The following is a 23,098-nucleotide window of genomic DNA, read 5'->3' on the forward strand; positions in this document are numbered from 1 at the left end:
CGGCTGCCGCCCGCGCCTGGGAACTTTCCCACCACGTTAGAGTTGACCCAGACTTCGCGGGGCCGTTCCACCCCGCACGCGAGCCGTGCTCCGCGCGAGCCGGCCGCACCACCGTGCCCGAACCCACCAAGAAAGCGTGAACCGTTGACCAACACCTCCCGTTCCTCCCGCTCCTCCCGCAAGCCCAAGTCCCCGCCGCCGCTGCCCGCCGGAGGCCTGCGGGTGACCCCGCTGGGGGGCCTGGGCGAGATCGGGCGGAACATGACCGTGTTCGAGCACGCCGGCAAGCTGCTCGTCGTCGACTGCGGGGTGCTGTTCCCCGAGGAGCACCAGCCGGGCATCGACGTCATCCTGCCCGACTTCACCTCCATCCGGCACCGGCTGGGAGACATCGTGGGGATCGTGCTCACGCACGGGCACGAGGACCACATCGGTGGCGTGCCGTACCTGCTCAAGGAGCGCCCGGACATCCCGCTGATCGGCTCCGAGCTGACCCTGGCGTTCATCACCTCCAAGCTCACCGAGCACCGGATCACCCCCAAGACGGTGCACGTGGAGGCCGGGGACAAGCACCGGGCGGGCCCCTTCGAGTGCGAGTTCGTCGCGGTGAACCACTCGATCCCGGACAGCCTCGCCGTGGCCGTCCGCACCGACGCCGGGCTGGTGCTGCACACCGGGGACTTCCGGATGGACCAGTTCCCGCTGGACGACCGGATCACCGACCTGCGCCACTTCGCCCGGCTGGGCGACGAGGGCGTGGACCTGTTCCTCACCGACTCCACCAACGCCGAGGTCCCCGGGTTCACCACCTCGGAGCAGGAGCTGACCCCGGCGATCGACCACGTCTTCGCCACCGCGCCCAAGCGCATCATCGTCTCCAGCTTCGCCTCCCACGTCCACCGGATCCAGCAGGTCCTCGACGCCGCCCACGCCCACGGGCGCAAGGTCGCCTTCGTCGGCCGGTCCATGGTGAAGAACATGGGCATCGCCACCGAGCTGGGCTATCTGAAGATCCCGCGCGGGCTGGTGGTCGACTTCAAGAAGCTGCGCTCCATGCCCGACGCGAAGGTCACCCTGGTGTGCACCGGCTCCCAGGGCGAGCCGCTGGCCGCGCTGTCGCGGATGGCCAACGAGACCCACCAGATCCAGCTCAACCCCGGGGACACGGTGCTGATGGCCAGCTCGCTGATCCCGGGCAACGAGAACGCGATCTACGGGATCATCAACAAGCTCACCGACCTCGGCGTGAAGGTCGTGCACAAGGGCAACGCCAAGGTGCACGTCTCCGGCCACGCCTCCGCCGGGGAGCTGGTGTACTGCTACAACATCGTCAAGCCCACCCACGTGATGCCCGTGCACGGGGAGTCCAAGCACCTGCACGCCAACGCCGAGCTGGCGATCCGCACCGGCGTGGACCCGGCCAACGTGCTCATCGGCAAGGACGGCAGCACCATCGACCTCGTCGAGGGCCGGGCCCGGATCTCCGGGCAGGTCGAGGCCGGACTGGTCTACGTCGACGGCCACACGGTGGGCAAGGTCACCGAGGAGACCCTCGTGGAGCGGCGCCTGCTGCAGGAGGGCGGGGTGGTCACCGTCGTGGCCATCGTGGACGCCGACACCAACGCGCTCACCGAGCCGCTGGAGTTCATCGCGAAGGGCTTCGTCCACGACGAGCACATCTTCGACAAGGCCGCCGAGAAGGTGCAGCACGCCCTGGCTCGCCCGGCCACGCAGAAGCTGGAGGACCTCGACGAGCTCGAGTCGCTCATCGGCGACACCGTGGCCCGCCACCTGGAGCGCGCCTACCGCCGGGCCCCGCTGGTCACCGCGGTCGTCATCGACGCCTGATCCACGCCCTTCGGACCGCCCCGGCGGGCTCTGCGCCCCCGGGGCGGCCCACCGGTTCGTGCACCCCGTGGCGGAGCGGGTACCGTGGAGGAGCACGTCGGAGGGCAGTTCGCCCCGCGCCCGAACAGGGCGGGCCCGTCCTCCGCTCCCCGCGGCCTCCGATCGGCGGTCGACGACGCCGGTGTGCCGCCGGGCCTGCTCGCCCGTCCCGGCGGCTCCGCCTGTGGCGCCCCTGCCTCGCAGCGGTCCCGTGCCCGGTGACCGCACGCCCGGGGAGCACCCCGGCTCCGACCGCCCCGGACGCCGGGTGCCGGCCCACCCCGTGGGCGCTCTCCCCACCCGGGCGGGCCGCGGCCCCGGAGACGGCGGTGCGGGTCTCCTCGCCCTTGCAGGCCGGCACCGGACGCCGACCCTGCCATCGACCCCGACAGGCACCACCACCCATGACGCACCCGACCACGACCACCACCCCGGCCCCGCCCGCTCCGGCGGGTGACCACGTGCCCGGCCGCCGCCCCGACATCCAGGGCCTGCGCGGAGTGGCCGTGCTGCTGGTCGTGGCCTTCCACCTGTGGACGGACCGGGTCTCCGGCGGAGTCGACGTCTTCTTCGTCCTGTCCGCGTTCCTGCTCACGGGCACGTTCGCGCGACGGGTGGAGCGCGGGAGGCCCCTGGCGGTGCGCGAGTACTGGGTGCGCACCTTCGCGCGGCTCATCGGACCGATGGCGGTCATGCTGCTGGCCGTGCTCGCCGCGGTGCTGGCCCTCTTCCCGCCCAGCCGGTGGGAGGAGCTGCTCTCCCACGTGTGGGGCTCGTTGTCCTACGTGCAGAACTGGGTGCTGGCCGGCCAGTCCGTGGACTACTACGCCGGCAACACCGCGGCCACCACCCCGCTGCAGCACGTGTGGTCGCTGTCGGTCCAGGGCCAGATCTTCCTGCTCTGGCCGCTGCTGCTGGCCGGCTGCGCGCTCGTCGCCCGGCGGGCGGGGCTGCGCTTCCGCACCGTGTCCCTGGCCGTGTTCGCCTGGTGTTCGCCGGCTCCTTCGCGTGGTCCCTGGCGCAGACGGCCGGCGCGCCGGCCTGGGCCTACTTCAGCACCGTCACCCGGCTGTGGGAGTTCGCCCTCGGCTCCCTGGCCGCCCTGGCGCTCCTCCGCCCGTCCCGCCCGCAGGCCGGGTCGCGGGGAAGCGTCCCGGACGCCGTGCGCCGGCCGGTGGGCGTGGCGCTGGGCTGGGCCGGGCTGGCCGCGATCGTGGCCACCCCCTTCCTCATCGGTGCCGACACCCGCTTCCCCGGCACCGCGGCCCTGGCCCCCACCGTGGGCGCGGCCGCGGTGCTGGTCGGCGGCGCGCTGGCCCCCGACGCGCCGCTGAGCGCGGGGCGCGCGCTCACGGCCCGCCCGCTGCTCTTCTTCGGCGACCGGGCCTACGGGATCTACCTGTGGCACTGGCCGCTGCTGATCACCTATCTGCTGGTCACGGCCCGCGACACCGTGCCGGTGCTGCACGGGCTCGGCGTTCTCGCCGCCTCCGTGCTCCTGACCCGGGCCACCGCGCCGCTGCTGGCCGGCTGGCGGGCCCTGCCGGGGATCCGCGCCGGGAACGGCCTCCGCCTGACCGCCACCGCCCTGCTCGTGGCGGTTCCTCTGACCGGCGCCCACCAGTACACGGTCCAGCGCGACCCCACCGCCGGGGTGGAGCGCACCGCGCAGAACTACCCCGGGGCCGCGGTGCTGCGCGGGGACGTCACCGAGGTCCCGGACGTGCCGATAGTCCCCAACGGCGCCGAGCGCGAGCACGAGTGGGGCGACACCGGCGGAGCGTGTCCGCCCGAGGACACGCCCGAGTCCCTCGAGGGCCTGGGCCACTGCCGGGTGATCGCACCCGACGACGGCGCCGCCCCCGCACGCACCGTCGTGGTGATCGGAGACTCCCACGCCCAGCAGCTGCTCACCCCGATCCACCGGGCGGCCGACGCCCAGGGCTGGACGGTGATCTCCTACCTGCGCATGGCCTGCCGCTACACGGGCGGCACCCAGCCGGCCGACGCCGAGTGCGACGAGTTCAACGCCGCCGCCGGCGAGGCCGCGCTGGCGGCCGACCCGGACGCCGTCGTCACGATCGGCACCCGGTCCCTGCCCGAGGCCCCGCACGAGAAGCTCGTCGACGGCTACGAGGACGGCGTGCGCCCGTTCCTGGACGCCGGGATCCCGGTGCTGGCCTTCCGCGACAACCCGCGCTTCCCCTTCAGCATGTTCGCCTGCGTGGAGACCTACGGCCCCGACCACCACCGCTGCAACCCGCCCCGCTCCGAGTCACTGCTGCCCGAGAACCCGCTGGAGTCCCTGGCCGCCCGGCACGAGGACCTGCACAGCATCGACCTCACCGACCGACTGTGCACCGACACCGTCTGCCCCGGCGTGATCGGCAACATCCAGGTCTACATGGACCTCGACCACGTCACCTCCACCTACGGCGAGACCCTCGCCCCCGACGTCGAGTCCCGGATGCTCGAGGCCCTGGACTGGCCGGACCGGCGGTAGCCCCCCGGGTCCGGCCGGGCGGTGCCCCGAGCCGGTCCGCGGGCTCAGGCGTCGACGGTCCGGGGCGCGGAGCGGGTGGCGCTGCCCAGCTCCACGGTGCGCCGCACGGACCACCACAGCAGGAGGACCAGGAGCGCGTTGCGCACGGTGAGGACGGCCGCCATCACCGGGTGCGCGTGGATGAGCGGAGTGTAGAAGAGCGGGTAGATCACGAACGTGGCCACCGCGATCCCCATCAGCAGCGCCGCCGGGGCCCTCCACCGCCGTCGGTCGTGCACCAGGCCGACCACGACGACCGGGGCGAGCCAGATCATGAACTGCGGGGACCCGACCTTGTTGAAGACGATGAACACGGTGGTCATCATCAGCGCCCCCTCGTAGAGGAGCTCCTCCCGCTCGGCCCCGCGCCGGAGCGCACGGACCAGCAGGGCCGACCCCGCGAGGACGGCCAGCACGAGCAGGGGCTGCATGAGGAACGCGGTGACCTCGGCACCGGGCCCGTAGACCTCGGTGGAGTTGATGGCCACGTTGTCGGCCATCCGCGCTCCGGCGACGTCGAGGACGCTCAACCAGACCCACGGGGTGGAGAACGTGGCCTCCAGCTGCATGCCTCGTTCCCCCTGGTTGACCAGGAAGTCCGCGATACGTGCGATGCCGCCGGAGAGATACGTGCCCAGCACCACCACCGCGGTCACCACCACCCCGGCGGCCAGGACCTGGAGCCGCTGCCGGCAGGCGATGACCAGGGCGAGCAGGACGGCCGCCGGCCAGACCTTGATCCAGGTGGCGATGCTCAGCAGCACCGAGCCGAGCACCGGACGCCCGGCCGCACAGAGCAGCCCGATGAGCACGATCGGGGCCGCGACGCCCTCCACCCGGGCGAAGCCGAGGTAGCCCATGAAGACGGTGAAGACCAGCCACCACCACGCCGGGAGGACGCTGCGCGCACGCCACGGACCACGGGTGAGACAGGCCAGTGCCACGGCGTCGAGCACCGTGATGATGAGCGTCCACACCAGCAGATAGGGGCCGGGCCCGGCGATCCCGGCCAGGTGGATCGGGATCTGCGCCAGCACCGGGTACACCCACGGGCTGATGCCGTCCGCGCCACCGGTCGGGTCGTACCCGGCCATGGCCCACCGGCGGTACTGCTCGGTGTCGCTGAACGCGTCGCCGTGGACGACGAAGGACATCATCCAGCCCAGGAAGTAGAGGTGGACGACGGCGAAGCCCCACCACACGCTGGACGGGCGGGCGAACCAGGCCACGGCGCGGGCGGGCAGGACGGTGTCGCGCAGACCGGTCAGCCGGTCCCGGAAGGCGGCGGAGATCTCAGGACTCCTTGGTGGTGAGCACGGTGGTCGGCCGCGTCGAGCCGAGCCGGTACAGGCGGCGCCCCGACCACCACAGCAGCACCACGAGCATGGCATTGCGCAGGGTCAGCACCAGGGCCATCCGCGGGTCGTTGTGGCTGAGCTCGTAGTAGAACAGCGGGTAGACGAAGAACGTGGCCACGGCGATGACGATCAGCATCGCCGCCGGCACGCGCCACACTGCCCGGTGGTGGGTCAGCCCCACGGCCACGGCCGGAGCGAGCCACACCATGAACTGCGGCGAACCGACCTTGTTGAACACGATGAAGGCGGTCACCATGGTCAGCGAGCCGGCCAGCAGCAGCTCGGTGCGGTCGACGGCGCCGGACTGCTCACCGCGGCGCAGTCCCCGGGCGATCAGGACGGTGACCACGGCGGCGGCCAGCAGCAGCAGGGGCTGCATCAGCACGGCCATGGTCTGCGTCCCGGGGCCGTCCACCTGCATGGAGTTGATCTCGGTGTTCATGTACATCCGGGACTCGCCCGCCCCCAGCACGGACAGCCACAGCCACGGGGTGGTGAACGTGGCCTCGAGCTGCATGCCCCGGTCCCCCTGCTGGGTGAGGAAGTCGAGGAGCCTCGGCAGCTCCCCCATGGCGGCGGCGATCCCGGCCGCGGCCGCGCTAACCAGCAGGCCCGCGACGACGACCTGCACCCGCTGGCGCACCACCGTGACCAGGGCGAGCACCACGGCGGCCGGCCAGACCTTCATCCAGGTGGCAACGCTGAGCAGGATCGAGGCGACGACCGGGTGCGCCGCGCCGTAGACCAGGGCGACGAGCACCAGCGGGGCCGTGAGCCCGTCGACACGGGCGAAGCCCAGCCAGCCCATCAGGAAGACGAAGCCCAGCCACCACCACGCGGCCGGGACGGCCCGGCGGTCGCGCCCCCAGTCCGTCAGCTTCCCCACGGCCCAGCCGTTGAGCACGGTGATCATGAGCACCCACAGGAAGAAGAACGGTCCCGGACCGGCCGCTCCGGCCACCGCGATCGGCAGCAGGGCCAGCACCGGATAGACCCAGGGGCTCGGTTCGGCACCCAGGTTCTGCTCGTCGAAGCCGGCCTGTGCCCACGCACGATAGATGTAGGTGTCGCTGAAGGCTCCGCCGAGCAGGGACGTCACCAGGCGTACACCAGGAACACCAGGTGCACGGCCAGGAAGCCGGTGAGCAGTCCGCGCGGGGAGTTCGCCCAGAGCTGCCACCGCTGGGGCAGCAGGCGGTCTCGGAACCGGGTGAGCAGGCTGAAGGTCTTGTCCGTGGACATGGGGCGATCCTCGTCAGGGGCTGAGCGACAGGGCAGCGGGCCGTCCCGGCGAGCCGTCACCGGGACCGTTGCGCGGCTCCCCCATGCTACGTGCCCGGGCGGCGGCGGGCGGACACCCGTGCCCCCGGACACCCCGGCCCCGGCCGGCGCCCCGGTGCGGGGACCACGCCCCCCGCGGTCCCGGGGCCCAGGAGTCCGTGACTGCTAGGATCGGGCTCCCGGAGAGCATCCGGCACACCTGTCCGCCCAGCAATGGCACACCTAGGGGATCAGCACACGTCATGACGGCAGGTGGTTCGCATCGGGGGGCACCGGAGAACCGTCATGAGCAGGCCGAGGAGGCCGCGGCAGCACGGCCCCGGCCGGAGCCGGCCTCCCCGCGGCCACCGCGAGCGCACGTCGCCGTCCTGCAGGGGTTCGTCGGCTGCGTGCTGATGTTCGTCGGATCGATCGGCACCGGGTGGATCGCGAGCGGTTCCCCCATGGTCCGCAATCCCCTGGTCATCGCGCTGCGCGTCGAGGGGTGGGGCGTGTACTGCTCCACGGTGCTGCTGACCGTCGGCGCAATGCTGCTGGTGCGCTCCTGGCTCCGCCTCGGGCAGAGACTCCAGGGCTGGCCCGCCGGCGCCCACCGCACCGTCCTGCTGGCGGTGTGCGCCTGGTCGCTGCCCCTGCTGTTCGCCGTGCCGATCTACTCCCGGGACGTCTACGCCTACATCGGCCAGGGGCGGCTCATGCTGGCCGACCAGAATCCCTACACGACCGGCATCTCCACCCTGGAGAACTGGTTCATGCTGGGCGCCGATCCGGCCTGGGCGGAGGCCCGCACTCCCTACGGTCCGTACTTCCTGTGGGCTGCGCGGGCGGTCGTGGCCCTCACCGGCGCCCAACCGGACCTCTCGGTCCTGCTCTTCCGCCTCCTGGCCTGCGCCGGCGTCCTCCTCTGCGTGCTCTATGTGCCCCGGCTGGCGCAGCTGCACGGGGTGGACCCGGCTCGCGCCCTGTGGATCGCCGTGGCCAATCCCCTGTTCCTGATCAGCTTCGTGGCCAGCGCGCACAACGACGCCCTGATGCTCGGGCTGGCCGTGGCGGGCACGTACGCCGCGGCCACGGGCCGGCCGATCGCCGGGGTCCTGCTGGTGACCGCCTCGATCGCCATCAAGCCCATCACCATCCTGCTGCTGCCGTTCATCGGGCTGCTGTGGGCGGGACCGAAGGCGTCCTGGGGGCGGAGATTCGGCCTCTGGGCCGCGACGGCGGCCCTGAGCTTCGGGGTGCTGCTGCTGAGCGGGCTCCCCTACCAGCTGGGCACCGGGTGGGTCTGGGCGCTGGTGGATCCGACCCCGGGCTTCACCGGCTACTCACCGTCCGGGTTCCTGAGCCAGCGGGTCGACCACCTCGCGGACGCGGTGGGCCTGCCGGGCGCTCAGCTGGCCTCGGCGCTGCGCAGCGCGCTGCAGTACACCGCCATCGGGCTGGTGCTGCTCCTGATGTTCCGCGGCGACGACCGGCAGGCGGTCCGCAGGCTGGGTCTGGCCTTCGCGGCCGTGGTGCTGCTCTCGCCGATCATCCAGCCCTGGTACATCCTGTGGTTCCTGCCGTTCCTCGCCGCGACCGGCATCAGGGACAACTGGCAGATCCGCTCGCTGTACGTCGTGATCACCTTCTTCGTCATCTTCGGTGCCCAGGACCAGCTGTCCGTGTGGCCGTTCATGGAGCTGCCGGTCGACGCGTCGACGATCGCGTTCGTGACAGCGCTGGCGTTCACCGCCTATCTGATCCTCCTGGACCCCCACACCCGGCACCTGCTGGTCCGCGGAGGCCCGGTGCGCTGGCTCGCCCGCCGGCGCCCCCGTCGCTGAGATCCCCACGTGGGCGCCCTCCCCCGGTCGGCCCGGGGCGGTCCGGACCGGCCCTGACGGCGACGGAGCGAGCGGTGACCGCGGGCGCCGCCGGGCCGTGCGCGTGGCGGCGGCGCCGTCGCGCCCCGCGCCCGTGGGATCGCCGCCGACGACCCCCTCGTGACGTCGGGCTAGAGTCGAGGGCATGGCCGGACAGCAGACAGCACGCACCCCGTCGAACCTGCTCGACGGGCCCGCACCGGAGACGGTGGCGGCGGAGGCCGCCCGTCGGCGGACCTTCGCCGTGATCTCGCACCCCGATGCGGGCAAGTCGACGCTGACGGAGGCCCTGGCCCTGCACGCCCACGTGATCGAGGAGGCCGGGGCCACGCACGGCAAGTCCAGCCGGAAGGCCACGGTCTCGGACTGGATGCAGATGGAGCAGGACCGGGGGATCTCGATCAGCTCGGCCGCCCTGCAGTTCAGCTACCGGGACACCGTGATCAATCTGCTCGACACCCCCGGCCACGCCGACTTCTCCGAGGACACCTACCGGGTGCTGGCCGCGGTCGACTGCGCGGTGATGCTCGTCGACGCCGCCAAGGGCCTGGAGACCCAGACCCTGAAGCTCTTCGACGTGTGCGCGAGGCGGGGCCTGCCGGTGATCACCGTGATCAACAAGTGGGACCGCCCCGGCAAGGACGCCCTGGAGCTGATGGACGAGGTGCAGCAGCGCACCGGCCGGGTGCCGGTGCCGCTGACCTGGCCGGTGGGGCTGTCCGGGGACTTCCGCGGCACCCTCGACGTGCCCACCGGCACCTACACCCGGTACCGCCGGGTGGCGGCCGGGGCCGCGGTGGCCGAGGCGGAGGTGCTCGACCCCGCCCAGGCCGCCGAGCTCGAAGGGCCGGCGTGGGAGGAGGCGTGCGAGACGGCCGACCTGATGGCCGAGAGCAACGGGGCCTTCGAGCCGGGGGCGTTCCTGGCCGCGGAGGCCACCCCGGTGCTGTTCGCCGCCGCGGCCCTGAACTTCGGGGTGGCCACCCTGCTCGACGTCCTGGTCGACCTCGCTCCGGCGGCCGGTCCGCGTCCCGACGCCGCGGGGGTCCCGCGACCGGTGGAGGCGCCGTTCTCCGGGTTCGTGTTCAAGCTCCAGGCCGGAATGGACCGCGCCCACCGCGACCACGTGGCGTTCCTGCGGGTCTGCTCCGGGGTGTTCCGGCGCGGGACGGTCCTCACCCACGCGGCCACCGGCAAACCGTTCGCCACCAAGTACGCCCACCAGGTCTTCGGCCGGGACCGGGAGACGGTGGAGACCGCCTTTCCCGGGGACGTGGTGGGACTGGTCAACGCCTCCGTGCTGCGGGCCGGGGACAGCGTCTACGTGGACACCCCGGTGGTCTTCCCGCCGATTCCGCACTTCTCCCCCGAGCACTTCCAGGTGGCCCGGGCCGTGGACGCCGGACGGGCCAAGCAGTTCCGCCGCGGGATGACCCAGCTCGAGCACGAGGGCGTCATCCAGGTGCTGCGCTCGGAGGCCCGCGGGGACCAGGCGCCGGTGCTCGCGGCGGTGGGGCCGATGCAGTTCGAGGTCGTCGCCGACCGGATGGCCCAGGAGTTCGGCGCCCAGGTGCGCCTGGAGTCCCTCCCCTACACCCTGGCCCGGCGGGTCGTCGCCCCGGACCCCGAGGTCCTCAACCGCATCCCCGGCACCGAGGTGCTGTGGCGGGCCGACGGCGAACCGATCGCCGTCTTCACCGACAAGTGGAAGCTCGGTCGCATTCCTACCTACACCCCGAGGCCACCCTCGAACCGATCGGCGGCGACGCCGACGAGACCGCCCCCGCCTGAGTCCGCCCCCAGAGCTGCGACGCTGCGACGAGATTCCACGGGCCGGGTCCCGGTCGACGGCTCGGTGCGCCACGCCCGGCGCGAGGGATCGGCTCGCGAGACGGTGAGGCGACGGCCGGCGCACGAGCGCAGGCCCGCCGTTCCACGACGTCGCTGATCGTGGACCGCCGCTACGGCCCCGAGTCCCGTCGACTCCCGCCCCGTCCGACGACGGCGCCACAGCCCACCAGCAGGACGAGCACGTAGACCAGGAGCAGACCCCAGGACGCGATCGTGTTCTCGTGGGAGAGCACGGCCAGCAGGCAGGCGGCCGCCACCGCGATGCCACCCGTCCACCGAGCGCGGGCGGTGAGGAGCAGGACGCCGGCCAGCGCGGCCACCGCGGATGCACGGCGCACGTCGTGTGCGCCTTCGACGCGCAGGAGCTCCTCCTCGTCGGTGCCCCAGCTCACCAATGGAACCGCGTGCACCAGGCCGAGGTACAGGGCCACCGACGCCATGAGCCCGATCAGGCAGACCGCGACAGCGACCAGGATGCGGTGCCCCGGGAGCAGTGCCCGCGGTTGGGGAGCGGTGCCGGTCATGGCCTCATTGTCCACAGCGGCACCGCACGTGCACCACCGGCAGATTCCGCGATCTGTGACGGCCCGCTCGGCGCGCCCCTTCCGCGAACCGCGAGGTACCGCCAGAGTATGAGGCACGGCGACACCGGCCGCACGTCATCGACAGGAGGTCCCCATGGGCCAGCTCATCATCACCGAGTTCACCACGCTCGACGGCGTCGTCGACTCCCCCGGCGGTGGCCCGCATCCGCACGCGGGCTGGACCTTCCAACAGGTGGAGTTCGACGAGGCCGCCTACGAGATCAAGGACCGGGAGCAGCAGGAGGCGGCCGCGATGCTGATGGGCCGGGTCAGCTACGAGGAGTTCGCCCCGGTCTGGCCCTCGATGGAGGATTTCGCCGAGTACAACGCCATGCCGAAGTACGTGGTGTCCTCCACCCTCGAGAACCCGGCGTGGCACAACACCTCGGTGCTGCGCTCCCTCGAGGAGGTCGCCCGGCTGAAGGAGACCGTCGACGGCACCATCCTGGTGCACGGCAGCGCGACGCTGGCCAAGGGCCTGGCCGCCGCCGACCTCGTGGACCGGTACCACCTGCTGATCTTTCCCGTGCTGCTCGGTGCGGGACGGCGTCTCTTCGACGACACGACCGACACGCTGCGCAAGCTCGACCTGGTGGAGCACGAGGCCTACGCGAACGGCGTCGTCAAGGCCGTCTACGACGTCGCGCGCTGACCCACCCCTCCGCTGCTCGAGCACTTCGCCGCGGACCGGGTCCGCTCCCGCGGCGTTCGGCGGCCCGAGATCCTCATCCCGGGCCGCCAGGCGACCGGCGGGTTGCCCCGGACCCTTGCATACCCCAGGGGGTATATTGCATACTGGAGGCACACGTCCCACCCGACAGCACGTCGAAAGGCACTTCGTGACCTCCGCCCCCACCGTGACCACCCTCGACCCCCGGACCCTGCGCCAGTGGATGGCCCAGCACGAGGACCTGGTCGTCATCGACGTCCGGTCCGCGGCCGAGTTCGAGTCCCTGCACATCCGCGGTTCCTACAACGTGCCCCTGCCCCTGCTGTCCGAGCACACTGCCGAACTGGCCGCGCGCCTCGGTGAGCGCGTCGTGCTGGTGTGCCAGTCGGGAGTCCGTGCCGAGCAGGCCCGCCAACGGCTGTCCACCGCCGGAATCGACACCGCCTGGGTGCTCACCGGCGGAGCCCCCGGCTTCGCCGCCGCGGGCGGTGATGTCGTGCGCGGTGCCCAGCGCTGGGACCTGGAGCGCCAGGTGCGCATGGCCGCCGGCTCCCTCGTACTCACGGGGCTGGTCGGGGGCCGGCTCATCTCGCCCAAGGTGCGCGCCCTGGCCGGGATCGTCGGCACCGGCCTGGCCTTCTCGGCGGCCTCCAACACCTGCGCGATGGGCAAGGCGCTCGCAGCCATGCCGTGGAACAGGGCTGCCGACGAGCCCACCGCCACCTCCGCCATCAGCCAGATCCCCGCTGCGGGATCCTGAGCCCCACCAAGGCCGATCGGCGCTGACCGGAGCTGACCGAGGGCCGCGTGCGCCGCCGCCCGGCTCCGGCGCCACCGTCCCGCAGCATCGAGCATTCCCAGGAGCAGCCATGTCCGAGGTCGGCGTCACCGAGGCCGAGCAGCGCCGCGCCCAGGAACAGGTCCTCGACGTCCGCGAGGACGTCGAGGTCGCCGACGGCATGATCCCCGGCGCCCTCCACATCCCCATGAGGCAGCTCACCTCCCGCCTGCCCGAAATCGACCGGACCCGCCCGGTGATCGTCGTCTGCCGCAGCGGTCACCGCAGCGCCCGGGTGGCCGACGCGCTCATCGGCGCCGGCTGCACTGCGGAGGACACCATGGCCGGCGGCATGCTCGCCTGGGAGCGCGCCGGGCTGCCCGTCCGCTGATCCACCACACCCGGCACCGGCGGTCGGGAGCCGGGCACCGAGGAGCGGGCGCCGGGCGCGGGGCGCCGAGGAGCGGGCGTCGACAGGTTGAAGGGGCCGTCCGCATCTCGCGGACGGCCCCTTCCGCCGTTTCCACCCCCCTCACTGCGCCCCGCCGGAGCCGGAGTGGCCCGGACGGGATCCGTGTCGCAGGGCGACCCCGGAGCGCGCCGGGAGCGCCTCCGCATCGCACCGCACGGCGAGCGCCCCCCGGTCCGCCGAGGCTGCGTGGACGGCCTGACCGGGACATGCCTGGAGATGTGCCCGGAGCGGTACGGCGGTCGCTGGGCCTGTCCGGGCGACGTTCTCGACATCTCCGTCCGTGACGACGACGTCGGGGCGGACCATCACCCGGGCCGCGCCCCGTGCCAACTGCTGGTGGCGCAATCATTGCCGGCGCCCGGCGCCCGGCACTCGGCACTCGGTGCCCAGCGCCCGGCACCCGGCCCCCGGCACCCGGCACCCGGCCCCCGGCACACAATGCCCGGTGCCCGGCGCCAGGCACCCGGCCCCCAGTGCCCGGCGGGCCAGGGCCGGGGGTCGGCGTGCAGGTGGCCACCCGACTCCGCTGCAGCCCGGAAGGGCAGCATCCGATCGGGCGAGTCGTCGCCTCCTCCGCCGGGCGCGTGTCGTCCCTGTGGGCACTTCGGCCGCTCCGGGTCATCCTGCCGAAGGCGCACCGGCGTGTCGCCCGAGCCAGCCCTTCATGGCCGAAGACGACACAAGGGGCCGCCCGCGTGTTGCGGGCGGCCTCTTGTGTCCAGGGGCGCTCGGAGCTCGGGATCAGCGCGCGGCGGCGGCCACGGTGTCCCGGTAGGCGGCCCAGCCGGCGTAGGAGCCGTCGAGCTCGGTCACGTCGTAGCCGGCGTGACGGAGCGAGGAGGCCACGACCGAGGACCGCAGCCCGCTCTGGCAGTAGGTCACGATGGTGCCCTGCTGCGGCAGCCGGTCCAGGTTCCACAGCACCCGGCCCCCGTGCAGCTGCACGGATCCGGGCACGTGGCCGACGGCGTGCTCGCTCGCGGCGCGCACGTCCAGCAGGACGGCCTTGTCGAAGGACTCGACCTCCTCGGGCCGGACCAGCTGCGGGATGGACCGCGGCAGGTCCGCAGTGCTGGTGACGTAGCCGGTGACCCTGTCGATGCCCACGCGCACCAGGTGGTCCCAGAAGTCCTGGGCCGCCTCCTGGTCTACGGCCAGCAGCACCAGCGGACGGGCGTCGGTCTCAGGGTTCACGGCCCAGGCCGCGTAGGTCGCCACCGACCCGCCGGCGGGGATGTTCAGCGACCCGGTCACTGTGCCGGCGTGCACCTCGGCCGCGGAGCGGGTGTCCACGAAGGTGGCCTCGTCGGCGGCGAGCAGCCGTGCGACCTGCTGCGCGTCGAGCTGCGGCAGGAGGGCACGCTTCCCCATGACCGCCGGGCCCCGCCGGTTCTGGTTCTTCATCCGCCCGAAGTAGAACGGGGCGTCGGGCTGACCCTCGAGCAGCTCCTCGACGAAGCCCGCCTCGTCGTCGGCGGCCAGATAGGGACCCCACCAGGAGTAGAGCCGCTCGTAGCCCACCGTGGTCGACGGGATCGCACCCAGGGCCTTGCCGCAGGCCGATCCGGCCCCGTGCCCGGGGAAGACCTGGACGTGGTCGGGCAACGTCAGGAACTTCTCCTTGAGGCTGGCGAACATCTGCTGCGCCCCGAGGAAGCGGGTGTCCACCCCGCCGGCGGCCTCGTCCAGCAGGTCGGGACGCCCCAGGTCGCCGGAGAAGACGAAGTCACCGGTGAGCATGTAGCCCGGGGCGTCGGCGAAGGCGCCGTCGGTGACCAGGAAGGACAGGTGCTCCGGCGTGTGGCCCGGGGTGTGCACGACCTGCACCACGATGTTGCCGATCCGGAGCTCGTCGCCGTCGTGCAGGCGCTCGGCGTCGAACTCGTACTGCCAGTCCTCTCCGCCCTCGCCGGAGACGTGCATGGTGGCCCCGGTGCCGGCGGCCAGCTCGCGGGTTCCGGAGAGGTAGTCGGCGTGGATGTGGGTCTCGGTGACCGCGGTGATCCGCATGCCGTTCTTGGCGGCCAGGTCCCGGTACACGGCGATGTCGCGGCGGGGGTCGACCACCAAGGCCTCTCCGGTGCGCTGACACCCGATGAAGTAGCTGGCCTGGGCGAGGTCATCGTCGTAGATGCGCTCGATGAGCATGGGTCTCTCCTTCGCAGGATGGGTGGAACAGGGATGCGGCAGGAGCTCTTCCGGCCGCCTGCCACCAACGATAATACCCCCGGGGGTATCTTTTCGGTACCCAGGGGGGTATGCTCCTGGACGCTTAGATGGAGGTCACAGGCCCGGGCCACGGGCTCGGCGACGACGACGGCTCCGCAGTGCCAGAGGGGCGGCACCGCAGGCGGAGCCGGGCGGCCGTTCGCGCCCTGCCGGACCGGCCGCGAGCGCCGGTTCGGGCCGATCGAGCAGCGGCGCGACGAGCTGGCCGTGTTCGCCCTGTGGACGACACCCGTCTGCTCGGCTGTCGTCGCCGTGCCCGGGGCTGGCCGAGGGTGGGTTCGCCGGGGGACCTGTTCGAGCCCTGACCGCCGGTCTGGTCGGCGCCCGAGCCCCGGCCCGGTTCGCCCCACGCCAGGAGCTCGCAGCATCCGACCGCCGCGAGCGCCTGGCGCTCCGGCACGTCCGTCTGGGAACCGCGCCGTATGCCGTCACATGCGTGCGCATGTGGCGGCACCGGTCGTGCATTCCGAGAGGCCGGGCCATACTGGGGCGAGATCTCCCCGACCGAGGTGCGGATGTTCGAAGCTGAGGCAGTGCCGGACGCGGCCTGTGCGGAAGGTGGTACTGGCTCATGGGCGAGGTGTTCCGCCACGAACTCACGGTCTCGGACCCGGATGTGCTGCCCGTGCTCGGGGAGCAGACCGGGCTGCGCTTCGGCTACGGCTCCACCGATCCTGCGTTCCGCTACCAGCTGTCACGTGCCGGTGACGCGCGAGGTGCTGTCTCCCGGGTGCACGTGGGTGGCGCGATGTCCCTGTGGGGGGACACCGCGACCTTCACTGTGTCCCACGTGGACGGCAGGCGCTACGACTGGCAGACGCGGCAGGAGACCGGCACCGCGGCCACCGGATCGCCGCTGCTGTTCCGCCCGGAGCATCCGGTGCTCGTCGTGGCCGAGGACGTGGACGTCACCCTCGCGCACCTTCCCGTAGACGTGGTGCAGGAGACCGCCGACACCGTCTACGGCACCGAGACTCCGGTGAGCTTCACGTCCTCCGTGCCGCTCAGCACCCGGCTGGGGCAGTACTGGTCCGAGCTGGCGCGCTTCAGCGCCGGTGTGCTGGCATCCGCGGCCTTCGACCAGCCCGTGGTGCGCGCCGACCTCTCCCGCCACCTGGCCGTGGGGCTGCTCGAGTGCTTCCCGCTGCGCGGGGACCACGCGGAGCGGTACCTGTCCATGGAGACCCAGTGCCGCCGGTACCGGATCGCGCTCCAGTACTTCGACGACCACGCCGGCGACCCGATCACCGTGGAGGACGCAGCCCGTGCGGCCCGGACGACAACGAAGGCCCTGGTGCGGGCTTTCCGCGCCAATCATCCGACGGGGCTGACGCCGGCCCAGTACCTGCGCCGAACCCGGATGGACGCCGCCCACCGCGAGCTGCAGCACGGTGACCCCGCTCGCGGGGACACCGTTCGGGAGATCGCCGCCCGCTGGGGCTTCGCCCACCCGGGACGCTTCGCCCAGTACTACCGGCAGGTCTACGGGACGACGCCCAGCCGCACTCTCGGCCGCTGACCGAGCAGCACGTCCGGCTCAGCTTGAGGATGCGGCCGAGGGTGCGGTGACGACGGCTTCGTCGCCCGCCGCGGCCACCTGAGCGTACGACGCCGAGACCCGACGGTAGACCGGGGTCAGGAAGGCCAGCAGTGCGGCCACGATCATGACGATTCCTGCCACGAGGAACACCAGGGCGATGCCGCGGGAGGTGCCCTCTCCCAGCAGCGGAGCCAGCTGGGCGGAGCCCTCGGCCGATCGCGCGTACGGGATGATCCAGACCTGGGCGATCGGTGCGATGAGGAAGGCGGTGATCGGCGCGGCGGCGGACTCGAACGCCATGGCGAAACCGAAGACCCGGCCCTGCCGCTCCAGCGGCACCACACGCTGGATGACCGTCTGTTCCGCCGCCTCCACGAAGGGGACGAGCACGAGGTAGAGCCAGATGCCCAGGACGTACAGCCAGGCCCACTCCCGCAAGGTGAACACCGCGCCGAGCACTCCCATCGCGACCACCGCGAGCAGCATGGTGCGCAACGGGTTGGACCCGAGCCCGAACTTGCCGATCAGCGCCCCGCCCACGATGAAACCCGTGGCCCCGAGCGCGAAGACCGCTCCCCAGATCTCCACGGGGAACATCTCCAGGCCGTAGGGATCCATCAGCGCCATGTAGACGCCACCGATGAAGTTGTTGAACGTCGAGAACAGGATCAGCGCGAACAGCCCGGACACCGCGAGCACAGCCGCGAAGGCACCCCGGAGATCGAAGCCGCCGTGCGCATCCGTGGCCGCGGCGCGCACCTCCTCGGGCATGCGCAGCGTGAGCAGGTGCACGAGGGCCACGGCAGTGAGCGCCACGGCGACGACGACTGTTCCGCCCATGCCCAGCAACCCGACGGACAGGCCGGAGAGCACCGAGGTGACGATGAACATCAGTCCCTGCACCATGCCCACGAGTCCGTTGGCGTTGGCCCGCCGGTCCGGTTCGATGAGGATCGTGACCGTGGTCGACAGGGCGATGTTGCGCATGTTCTCCACCACGGCTCCGACCAGGACGACCAGGGCGAAGGCCCACAGCCACGGCCGGGTCAGGTCGGCCATGGCGGTGATGGGAGTGAGGAGGTAGAGGATCCCGGCGAGCACGAACATCACCAGGGTGAAGACGGCGGCGAAGCGCATCACGACGAGCTTGCGGTAACGGTCCACGAAGGTGCCGAAGCTGATGCTGGAGAGCGCGATCAGCAGCATGTACGCGCCGCCGACCACCCCGGTGGCGATCACGTTGCGCGTCTCCAGGTACACCCAGAACGTCAGGGCGAACCACAGGTAGCTGGTCGTGATGTTGGCGAGCGCCGTGTTCACGAGGATCCCGGCGAAGGTGCGGGACCGTTGCGCCGGGCTGCGCACGGACGTGTCGACGGCGTCGGAGTCGATCAGAGCCGGCGGCCCGCCGTCTCCGTCCGCCACGGGCGGCACGGCCGCGCCCGCTGGACCTGCCACGCCTCCGGTGGGACTGTCAACGGCCCCGGAGGAACCCGGCTGCTGCTCCTTCATGCGGCCAGTCTAGGGACGGCCGCGGACACGGTAGGCGCCGTCCGGCTCGTCGCGCAGGCCACGCGCCCGATCCCGCTCTCGGGATTCGGGCTGACGTGCACCGACGTGCTGGTGCTGCACGCGGCCGGGAACCGACCCGTCCGGCCTGGCCCTTGCGTCGCCACGCTGCGCAGGCGGTCGGATCGACGACCTCGGGCACCGGGCCCGGGCCGGTCCGCACCGCCGGTGCCGGACAGCATGCGCGCTCAGGACGGTGACACGCCGGCCGCCGCCGTCTTTCGGGGACCGTCCACGTCCCCGCCGGAGAGTGACCGGAGCGGAGGCCCCGAACCGCGGCGGCAACCGGGACGATTCACATCGCCGAAGCAGGAGGTGCTACCGGACTCAGGACGGTGACGCGACGACCGCCGCTGTCTTTCGGAGATCGTCCACGTCCCCGCCGGAGAGTGACCGGAGCGGAGACCCCCGCGCCGTTGAGGGGACCCGTGCAGCGCCGGCGCAGGGTCATTGCGGGTGTCCTGTGGGGCCCCAGCGCCGGACCTGGCCAGCAGTCCCGGCGCCCGGTGAACTGGAAGGAGGCGCGCAGCGATGATGGTTTGCCGGCGGGACAGCGGTGCCCCACCAGGAGGCGGGGAGGTCGGTCTCGTGGGGCGTCCCGGACTCCGGCAGGCCGACGGGGAACCTCGCCCTGTGAGGCGGTATCGAGGACCTTAGGACGTCGGACGCCGCCGGGACCATGAACCCATGACGGCAACGGCTCGGCGGTGGCCCCGGACCCGGGTGAGTGGTGAGCAATGTCCGGGTGAACCTGTGCTTCCGGAGGTGGTGGACCCCCGGGCGAGGAACGCAGTGGTGCGGGCCGCTGCCCTCGATCTCGTTGACGCGGTTGCGGCGGAGGCGCGGGCCGTGGGCGCGCAGCTGCGGTGCATCCACCGTCTGTGGCTGGCGGCGCAGGCGGCTCGCACGGCGGCCCGGTTCGAGGCGATGGACAAGGCCGAGGCGGAGCTGTCCGCCCGTGGTGCTGTCCGCCCGGACCCGCTGAGTCCCTTGGCCGAGGCGGAGCACCAACTGGTCGTGGACGTGGCGGCCGAGGTCGGGCCGGCCCTCCGGCTGCCGTCGGGCACGGCCCGGCGGCGTGTGGAGGACGCCGTGCTGCTGGCCGAGATGATGCCGGAGGTCCTGATCGCCCTGGAGGCGGGCCGGATCGGCGCCGCTCAGGCCATGGTGATGGTGGAGCAGTGGCGCGAGCTGGTCGTTGATGCGCCGACCTGGACCGGCACGCAGTGCGTGCCGCCGCCCGTGGAGGCCGTCTGCCGTCTGATCACCGAACTGCTGGAACGGGCGCCGCATGCCACGGCTGCGCAGCTGCGGGCAGCTGCTCGTGCCCGGCGCGCCGTGCTCGTGGCCGACGCCGAGGAGCGCGGTCGGCGAGCCGCACGGAAGCATCGTGCGGTGTGGGTGGAGCCGGCGTCCGACGGGACGGCCTACCTGCACGCGCTGCTGGACGCGCACGTGGCCCTCGCGGTGCACGGGAGACTCGAAGAACTGGCCACCCTGCTGGGCGAGGACGTACCGGTGCCGGGCCGTCCGGTACCGGCCTCCGTGCCGGGGCCGGAACCGTCGGAGGTCCCGGAGACGCGCACGGCAGGAGAACTGCGTGCCGATGTGCTGGCGGACCTGCTCCTGGACGGTGTGCTGCCGGACGAGGAACGCTTTCCACGCGGAGTCCGGGCGCAGGTGAGTGTGACCGTGCCGGTGGCAGTGCTGACCGGTGCCGGAGCAGAGTCAGGAGCGGCCGGGTGCGGCGCCCCGATGCTGTCCGGCTACGGCCCGATCAGCGCGGAGGTGGCGCGTCAGCTGGCTGCCGGGGCCGGGGCCTGGCACCGGGTGCTGACCCACCCCTCCACGGGGGTGGTTCTCGACCACGACCGCACCGTCTATGCGGTACCGCGGGACCTGCGTCGTCTGGTCGAGCTGCGTGACGGCACCTGTCGGTTTCCCGGGTGCCGGCGCCGAGCCGAGAGCTGCGATCTGGACCACACCGTGGCCTGGGCCGACGGAGGACCGACGGCCGCGCACAACCTGGCCGCACTGTGTCGGCACCATCACCGGATCAAGCATCGCGGCGGGCACCTCGGGCGCTGGTCGGTCCGGCGGGTCGAGGCAGAGCCCGCACCCGGAACAACCGGGGAACCGCCCGGGCGTACCGCGGTGCTGGAGTGGACGTCACCGGCTGGACTCGTGCACCGGTCCGTGCCCGAGCACGTCGGTGACCATGAGATCCTCGCTGACCTCCGCCGCACACCGGTCGCCGGCCGACCGCCCGGGGATTCCCCGCCCCTCGACCCGGGTGACGCTCCCCCGCCCTTCTGATGCCCGAGTGCCCGGCTTTCCACCGACCGCCCGGTGACCTCCCGGGACCAGGCCTCACTTCGTGCGCCGGGGCACCGGCGTGCCGGTCGATGCGGCGTTCACCCGCGATCGAGGCCGCCGGCCTGAGTGCCCGGCACGGCTCGCCGTCATGCACCGCCCCAGGATTGACCCCCGGGCGGGGGCCGGACAGGATGGTGCGCCTCGGACGTCGCACACCGAAGGACCACTCCATGGGCATCATCCAGGCCGATCTCTTCCTCGCCCTCGACGGCGTCTATCAGGGCCCGGGCGGGCCCGACGAGGACCGTGCGGGCGGCTTCGAACTCGGCGGCTGGCAGGGGGCGTACTTCGACGACGCAACGGGCGAGACGATCAGCGCCGGCATCGCACGTCTGGACGCGCTGCTGCTCGGACGCAGGACGTACGACATCTTCGCCGGCTACTGGCCGGCCCACGGGGACGACGACCCGATCGCCGTGACGTTCAACGCCGTGCCGAAGTTCGTCGTGTCGCGCACGCTGACCGACCCGTCCTGGGCGGGCACCACGGTCCTGCGGGACGTCGCGGCGGAGGTGCGGGCGCTCCGGGACCGCTTCGACGCAGTGCGCGTCATCGGCAGCGGCGAGCTCCTGACCGCCCTGCTGCGGGAGGACCTCGTCGACCGGCTGAACCTCCTCGTCTATCCGCTGGTCCTGGGCTCGGGCAAGCGGATCTTCGGCAGTGGCGCCGTCCCGGCCGCCTTCACCCTGGCGGCACCGCCGCGGGCGTTCCCGAAGGGAGCCGTGTCCCTCGTCTACGAGCGGGCGGGCGCCCCGGTGACCGGCGTCGACGTCGCACAGGCCGGCCAGCAGGCGAGCACCGATGCGCGCACGCGCGCCACGGACCGCACAGCATCCAGTGGGTGACGGCACGGCGGCACCGGACGGCAGCGGCGCCATCTCCGGGGCCGGTGCCGGGCAGGAGGTTGCCGCGCCGGCTTCCGCGCCCCGTTGCCGGCCGCGGCGGTGAGGTCGAGCCCGGTCGCACCCGGCTGGACGGACCGTCCTGGACCTCCATGGAACCCGAGGCGAGACCGGCCACCCTTGTCAGGGCCGTGGAAACCCGCTGCCGCTCACTCGGACACGGAGTCCCGCCGTTCCAGCCCCTCCTGAACAGCGCGCATGATCACCCGGGCGATCAGGCCGACCAGGAGGAGGTTGCCGATCATCTGCACCGTGACCACGGCGCGGGCGGCCTGGGAGACGGCCGTGATGTCCCCGAAACCGACGGTCGCGATGACCGTCACCGCGAAGTAGAAGGCGTCCAGCCGGCTCAGCGGCTCGGACCAGTGCTCGGGGACGGCACGGGACATCAGGTAGTACGTGGCGGCGAAGACCACGACGAACACCGGCAGTGTGAGCGCCAGCGTCCCGAAGGCCTGCGCCCGCGGCACCGGGGAGACCCGGATGGCGCGGATCTGCCAGCCCAGCAACGCCGCGACGAGCACGAGGCCGCCGACGAGCACCAGGACCGTGCTGCCGGTGAACGCGGAGGCGAACGGCAGCACGAAGTACGCCAGGACGACGCCCAGCCCTGACAGCGTCGACCGCACCAGCATGCGGCGCAGGCCCGGTGTTCCACCCCTGCCCGGAGGGCCGGGTCCTCGTCCGGTCCGCATCGGCCTGCGCCTCCTGTGTCAGCTCCGGTCGGATCGGCCGCGGAGCGGACGTCGTACCGGTGGGTCGACCGTACCCGAGGAACCCGTCGCACGCGCAAGAAATGCCCGTCCGCGTTGCCGGCAGCGCCGTCCCGCGTAGGCGTCGAAGGCGTGTCCTGCCCGCCGGTCCTGGCCGGTTCCGACGAGTGCGACCCGCCCCAGGAGGACCCGTGCTGCCGCGAACCCGGTGGACGGTGACCTCGGTGCGCTGCCGTGGCACGGCCTCGCCATCAGGTCGTCGGATCGTGGAGGTCCGCCGCCTCGTCCGGGTCTCGACGCGACCGGGACGGGGACCACCGAGGGGTTCGTGGTCTCTCATGATGGACCCGGCCGGAGTCGAGGCTGGTCGCGGGGTGCCGCACGCACGGTTCATGGGACAGCACCGGGTCATGCAGGTGTGAAGCGGCGGGGACGCCGTCACCGTCTCCCGCCCTGTTCTCGCGACAGTTCTTGGACGGAGGCG

14 protein-coding genes and 3 pseudogenes are annotated in these 23,098 nt (G+C 72.4%); 11 read left to right on the top strand and 6 right to left on the bottom strand.

The features are described 5' to 3' along the window. Positions 1-144 precede the first annotated feature (144 nt). From BJF77_RS00495 to BJF77_RS22435, 3 genes and pseudogenes are all read left to right on the top strand, one after another. Complete coding sequence (locus BJF77_RS00495; RefSeq protein ID WP_075870980.1) at positions 145-1,848, top strand: ribonuclease J; 1,704 nt, start codon at positions 145-147, stop codon at positions 1,846-1,848. A 443-nt stretch (positions 1,849-2,291) separates the two neighbouring features. Beyond that, positions 2,292-2,852: pseudogene (locus tag BJF77_RS22430) on the top strand (acyltransferase family protein); the annotation flags it as partial. 23 nt (positions 2,853-2,875) lie between these two features. Beyond that, entirely contained in the window at positions 2,876-4,390 is a 1,515-nt protein-coding gene (locus BJF77_RS22435) for an acyltransferase (RefSeq protein WP_083664899.1), read from the top strand. 44 nt (positions 4,391-4,434) lie between these two features. Here the strand turns inward: BJF77_RS22435 and BJF77_RS00505 are convergent, their stop codons facing one another. Together BJF77_RS00505 and BJF77_RS00510 are read right to left on the bottom strand one after the other, a co-directional pair. After that, positions 4,435-5,658, bottom strand: a complete 1,224-nt coding sequence (locus tag BJF77_RS00505) for a glycosyltransferase 87 family protein (RefSeq protein WP_238986102.1) — start codon at positions 5,656-5,658, stop codon at positions 4,435-4,437. A 64-nt stretch (positions 5,659-5,722) separates the two neighbouring features. Continuing rightward, positions 5,723-7,029: pseudogene (locus BJF77_RS00510) on the bottom strand (glycosyltransferase 87 family protein). Between the two features lie 281 nt (positions 7,030-7,310). Between BJF77_RS00510 and mptB the strand changes: the two are divergent. Together mptB and BJF77_RS00520 are read left to right on the top strand one after the other, a co-directional pair. After that, on the top strand, positions 7,311-8,891 hold the full coding sequence (gene mptB / locus BJF77_RS00515; RefSeq protein WP_075870981.1) for a polyprenol phosphomannose-dependent alpha 1,6 mannosyltransferase MptB: 1,581 nt from the start codon (positions 7,311-7,313) through the stop codon (positions 8,889-8,891). 184 nt (positions 8,892-9,075) lie between these two features. Beyond that, a pseudogene (locus tag BJF77_RS00520) lies at positions 9,076-10,721 on the top strand (peptide chain release factor 3). A gap of 170 nt (positions 10,722-10,891) precedes the next feature. On the opposite strand, the gene BJF77_RS00525 reads toward BJF77_RS00520, so the two are convergent. Continuing rightward, entirely contained in the window at positions 10,892-11,305 is a 414-nt protein-coding gene (locus BJF77_RS00525; protein ID WP_075870982.1) for a hypothetical protein, read from the bottom strand. Positions 11,306-11,459: 154 nt separating this feature from the next. Here BJF77_RS00525 and BJF77_RS00530 point away from each other — a divergent pair, with 154 nt between their 5' ends. The 3 genes from BJF77_RS00530 to BJF77_RS00540 all read left to right on the top strand — a co-directional run bounded on the left by BJF77_RS00530 (position 11,460) and on the right by BJF77_RS00540 (position 13,204). After that, entirely contained in the window at positions 11,460-12,017 is a 558-nt protein-coding gene (locus BJF77_RS00530; RefSeq protein ID WP_075870983.1) for a dihydrofolate reductase family protein, read from the top strand. Between the two features lie 187 nt (positions 12,018-12,204). Next, positions 12,205-12,795, top strand: coding sequence for a rhodanese-like domain-containing protein (locus BJF77_RS00535; protein WP_075870984.1), 591 nt, complete (start codon positions 12,205-12,207; stop codon positions 12,793-12,795). Between the two features lie 109 nt (positions 12,796-12,904). Continuing rightward, the gene (locus BJF77_RS00540) at positions 12,905-13,204 is read left to right on the top strand and encodes a rhodanese-like domain-containing protein (protein WP_075870985.1); all 300 of its coding nucleotides are present in this window, start codon (positions 12,905-12,907) and stop codon (positions 13,202-13,204) included. Positions 13,205-14,026: 822 nt separating this feature from the next. On the opposite strand, the gene BJF77_RS00550 is transcribed toward BJF77_RS00540, so the two are convergent. Beyond that, positions 14,027-15,433 (bottom strand): rhodanese-like domain-containing protein, encoded by a 1,407-nt coding sequence (locus BJF77_RS00550; protein ID WP_075870987.1) that lies wholly within the window; start codon positions 15,431-15,433, stop codon positions 14,027-14,029. A 652-nt stretch (positions 15,434-16,085) separates the two neighbouring features. On the opposite strand from BJF77_RS00550, the gene BJF77_RS00555 reads away from it, so the two are divergent. Further along, positions 16,086-17,033 carry a helix-turn-helix transcriptional regulator gene (locus tag BJF77_RS00555; RefSeq protein ID WP_053004991.1) on the top strand — a complete coding sequence of 316 codons (948 nt, stop codon included), beginning with the start codon at positions 16,086-16,088 and terminating at the stop codon, positions 17,031-17,033. 18 nt (positions 17,034-17,051) lie between these two features. Here the strand turns inward: BJF77_RS00555 and BJF77_RS00560 are convergent, their stop codons facing one another. After that, on the bottom strand, positions 17,052-18,566 hold the full coding sequence (locus tag BJF77_RS00560) for an MFS transporter (RefSeq protein WP_255396060.1): 1,515 nt from the start codon (positions 18,564-18,566) through the stop codon (positions 17,052-17,054). 906 nt (positions 18,567-19,472) lie between these two features. Between BJF77_RS00560 and BJF77_RS00565 the strand changes: the two genes are divergently transcribed. Then, positions 19,473-20,939 carry an HNH endonuclease signature motif containing protein gene (locus BJF77_RS00565; RefSeq protein ID WP_255396061.1) on the top strand — a complete coding sequence of 489 codons (1,467 nt, stop codon included), beginning with the start codon at positions 19,473-19,475 and terminating at the stop codon, positions 20,937-20,939. A gap of 230 nt (positions 20,940-21,169) precedes the next feature. Continuing rightward, entirely contained in the window at positions 21,170-21,844 is a 675-nt protein-coding gene (locus BJF77_RS00570) for a dihydrofolate reductase family protein (RefSeq protein WP_083664900.1), read from the top strand. Positions 21,845-22,050: 206 nt separating this feature from the next. Here BJF77_RS00570 and BJF77_RS00575 read toward each other — a convergent pair whose 3' ends face one another. After that, entirely contained in the window at positions 22,051-22,536 is a 486-nt protein-coding gene (locus BJF77_RS00575; RefSeq protein ID WP_222844933.1) for a potassium channel family protein, read from the bottom strand. Positions 22,537-23,098: the final 562 nt, after the last annotated feature.

The sequence above is a fragment of the Kocuria sp. CNJ-770 genome (genome assembly GCF_001942375.1).
Classification (GTDB): Bacteria; Actinomycetota; Actinomycetes; order Actinomycetales; family Micrococcaceae; genus Kocuria; species Kocuria oceani.

What these genes read in the sequence shown, in the direction of transcription:
- BJF77_RS00560 (WP_255396060.1), bottom strand. Translation starts at nt 18,566, where the DNA reads ATGAAGGAGCAGCAGCCGGGTTCCTCCGGGGCCGTTGACAGTCCCACC.
- BJF77_RS00540 (WP_075870985.1), top strand. Translation starts at nt 12,905, where the DNA reads ATGTCCGAGGTCGGCGTCACCGAGGCCGAGCAGCGCCGCGCCCAGGAA.
- BJF77_RS00530 (WP_075870983.1), top strand. Translation starts at nt 11,460, where the DNA reads ATGGGCCAGCTCATCATCACCGAGTTCACCACGCTCGACGGCGTCGTC.
- BJF77_RS00570 (WP_083664900.1), top strand. Translation starts at nt 21,170, where the DNA reads ATGGGCATCATCCAGGCCGATCTCTTCCTCGCCCTCGACGGCGTCTAT.
- BJF77_RS00555 (WP_053004991.1), top strand. Translation starts at nt 16,086, where the DNA reads ATGGGCGAGGTGTTCCGCCACGAACTCACGGTCTCGGACCCGGATGTG.
- mptB (WP_075870981.1), top strand. Translation starts at nt 7,311, where the DNA reads ATGACGGCAGGTGGTTCGCATCGGGGGGCACCGGAGAACCGTCATGAG.
- BJF77_RS00575 (WP_222844933.1), bottom strand. Translation starts at nt 22,536, where the DNA reads ATGCTGGTGCGGTCGACGCTGTCAGGGCTGGGCGTCGTCCTGGCGTAC.
- BJF77_RS00525 (WP_075870982.1), bottom strand. Translation starts at nt 11,305, where the DNA reads ATGACCGGCACCGCTCCCCAACCGCGGGCACTGCTCCCGGGGCACCGC.
- BJF77_RS00550 (WP_075870987.1), bottom strand. Translation starts at nt 15,433, where the DNA reads ATGCTCATCGAGCGCATCTACGACGATGACCTCGCCCAGGCCAGCTAC.